The following is a 2,956-nucleotide window of genomic DNA, read 5'->3' as shown; positions in this document are numbered from 1 at the left end:
AGTAAGTATGATAGACTTCGCCTACAGATAAAATTTTAGATTACAGTTCTCAGTATTAATCAGGTAAAGTATTTTTTCTATTCTGTATTTTCCTCAAAAAATAACTTTTTTGCCAAATAAAAATTAGCAAAGTCATAGTAGAATAATTATTCTATATTTCCCCATATTATAGAGGTTTTCACAAAGGTAGACACAAAAAATATTCCCTCTTCCTTCTTCCTTTAAACCCAAATCTCTGTACTCTAAAAAAACATCAAAACTGCTATAAATAACTTATAAATAACCATTAACATTAAACATAACTAAAATAAATTATAAACAATGCAAAATAATCCCTACACTTGGATAGAGCAAGCCCTATCAACAATAAATAGAGCTAATTGGTATCGTTCCGTCAAAACTATTGAAAGTCTTCCTGGTGCAATAATTAAAATAGAAGGGAAACAACTCATCAATTTTGCAAGTAATGATTATTTAGGATTAGCAGGAGATGAACGTCTAATTGCAGCAGCTATTGAAGCAACAAAAGAATTTGGCACTGGTAGTACAGGTTCCCGTTTATTAACAGGTCATCGAGAAATACATCAAGAATTAGAACAAGAAATATCTAAATTAAAACAAACAGAAGCAGCATTAGTATTTAGTTCAGGATATTTAGCAAATATTGGTGTAATCTCTTCAGTAGTCAGTCAACGTGACTTAATTTTATCAGATAAATATAATCATTCTAGCCTCAAAAATGGAGCCATTCTTAGCGGTGCAAAAATTGTCGAATATAGTCATAACAATATTCAAGATTTGACAAATAAACTAGAACAAGAACGAGAAAATTATCGTCGCAGTTTAATAATTACAGATAGTATTTTTAGTATGGATGGTGACTTATGTAAATTGCCATTATTATTAGATTTAGCAGAAAAATATAATAGTATGCTCTTAGTAGATGAAGCTCATGCAACAGGAGTATTTGGAATTAATGGAGGTGGTTGTGTTGAACATTTTAACTGCACAGGAAAAGAACTAATTCAAATTGGTACTTTGAGCAAAGCATTAGGAAGTTTAGGAGGCTATGTTGCTGGCTCAAAAAAATTAATAGAATTTCTTAGAAATAGAGCGCCGAGTTGGATATATACCACAGGTTTAACTCCTGGGGATACTGCTGCTGCATTAACAGCTATAAAAATTCTTAAAAAAGAGCCAGAACGTCGTTTTAAACTATGGCAAAATGTGGAGACTCTCAGAAATTTACTAGAAACAGAAAATCAACTTTTTTGCAGAGGTAAAAAAATCTCGAATTATGAATCACCAATTATTTGTTTTCCCCTTAAAAATGCAGCCGAAGCATTAGAAGTGGGAGAAAAGTTAAAACAAGTAGGAATATTTGCTCCTGCCATTCGCCCACCTACTGTTAATACCAGTCGCATTCGTATTTCGCTAATGGCTACTCACGAAACAACTCATCTTCAGAAATTAGTAGCAACATTAATTAATTTTAATAAGTGAGAAAAAATGGGAATAGGAAGGGGGAATAGACAGTTGAGGAGAAGTTGAAACATATCTGTTTTTTTCCTCCGATATGGGAAAGACTTAAAGACAATTATATCTAAATTTGGTACACTAATTCTAGCCTATCGGTGCAAAAAAAATTAAACCTTAATTCGTAATTTTGTACTTCAAAAACTATTTGAAAATTTCTCCCTCCTATATTTCATATACCACCGAATTCGGTATATATTTTTCGATTAATAGAAGCTTAAATAAAGTGAGCATTCCGTCAGGAAATACTTACTAAAGATAAAGACAGAAGGCATAGCAATTTTTGGGTAGGTATGTAGTGAATTTTTTCCTTTAAAATAATGCAATACAAAATTTGATAGAGATGTCTTCACTATCTTTGGCAATAACAATTTTAAGGCACTACTTTAGCTGAAATGCTCTAGTAGGAAAAGTGATAAATACCCTCTAATACCAATTTCATCAAATATTGCTATAGTCAGGGCACAGGCAATATGTAACAGGTAAAGAAAAAAATAATAAAAAAGAGTAAAAAAGGTTGAATTTTTACAATTTATGGGATTTATAAAGTTGTTTATTCTAGGAATAAATCACAACTTAATATGTAACTGCCTTTTTTGAAGTTAATATAATACTAAGTCAGAAAAAAAGAATGTAACGAATAGTAAGGGCGATAAAAAGATTTTACACGAAATGTTCTTTTGAGAAGTAAACATGATTTACGGCTTAAAAAATGGTATTGAAGTAATTCCTATGGGACTCCTTTAAGGGCGATTTCCTACGGAATTCTCCTAATTACGCGTTTANACGAATAGTAAGGGCGATAAAAAGATTTTACACGAAATGTTCTTTTGAGAAGTAAACATGATTTACGGCTTAAAAAATGGTATTGAAGTAATTCCTATGGGACTCCTTTAAGGGCGATTTCCTACGGAATTCTCCTAATTACGCGTTTACGTTTGCAGAGCATTCCGTAGGAAAGTATTCCGGAACGGAAATCGCCCCTAATACTCCTGACTCCTAAAAACTCCCCTAGCTATTTGTAGCAAAAATTTATCAAATTTGTATTACGAATAACCAGGAGAATCAAAATAATTGACACTAAATGTACCTTTGACTAAAAGGATATATTCACTCTAATAAATGATATTTAAACTATTCATTCTGACTCCTAAATCCTAAAAAATTTCCTAGCTATTGGTAGCAAAAATTTATCAAACTGGTATTTTTCGGAAACTTTTTTGAAAAGCAGTTAATTTATCTCCCGAACGACCAACAACATGACCCTCTGCAAACCCTAACTGAGCGCAACCCGCCACCACTGCACGAGCAGCACCACCATTACCTAAAATTACCGCAACTTTTTGATGCCAATCCCAATTATAGGTTTGTAGTGGCGCCAAAAATCCTGTAACATCTGTATTTGTCCCCGCCCATCCTT

1 protein-coding gene and 1 pseudogene are annotated in these 2,956 nt (G+C 32.5%); one reads left to right on the top strand and one right to left on the bottom strand.

Going from position 1 to position 2,956, the window contains the following annotated elements:
• The first annotated feature begins 321 nt into the window (after positions 1-321).
• A complete protein-coding gene (bioF, locus tag AFK68_RS03715; protein ID WP_094671648.1) occupies positions 322-1,503 on the top strand; it encodes an 8-amino-7-oxononanoate synthase in 1,182 nt (393 codons plus the stop codon).
• A 1,229-nt stretch (positions 1,504-2,732) separates the two neighbouring features.
• On the opposite strand, the pseudogene AFK68_RS03710 reads toward bioF, so the two are convergent.
• Positions 2,733-2,956, bottom strand: a pseudogene (locus AFK68_RS03710) (shikimate dehydrogenase); the annotation flags it as partial.

Origin of the sequence: Hydrocoleum sp. CS-953 (assembly GCF_002260545.1) — a bacterium.
Lineage (GTDB): Bacteria > Cyanobacteriota > Cyanobacteriia > Cyanobacteriales > Microcoleaceae > Trichodesmium.
The sequence above is the reverse complement of the archived record's forward strand: the minus strand, read 5'-3'. Positions and strand labels throughout refer to the sequence as shown.

Excerpts from the sequence above, each read along its gene's own strand:
- bioF (WP_094671648.1), top strand. The coding sequence starts at position 322 with ATGCAAAATAATCCCTACACTTGGATAGAGCAAGCCCTATCAACAATA.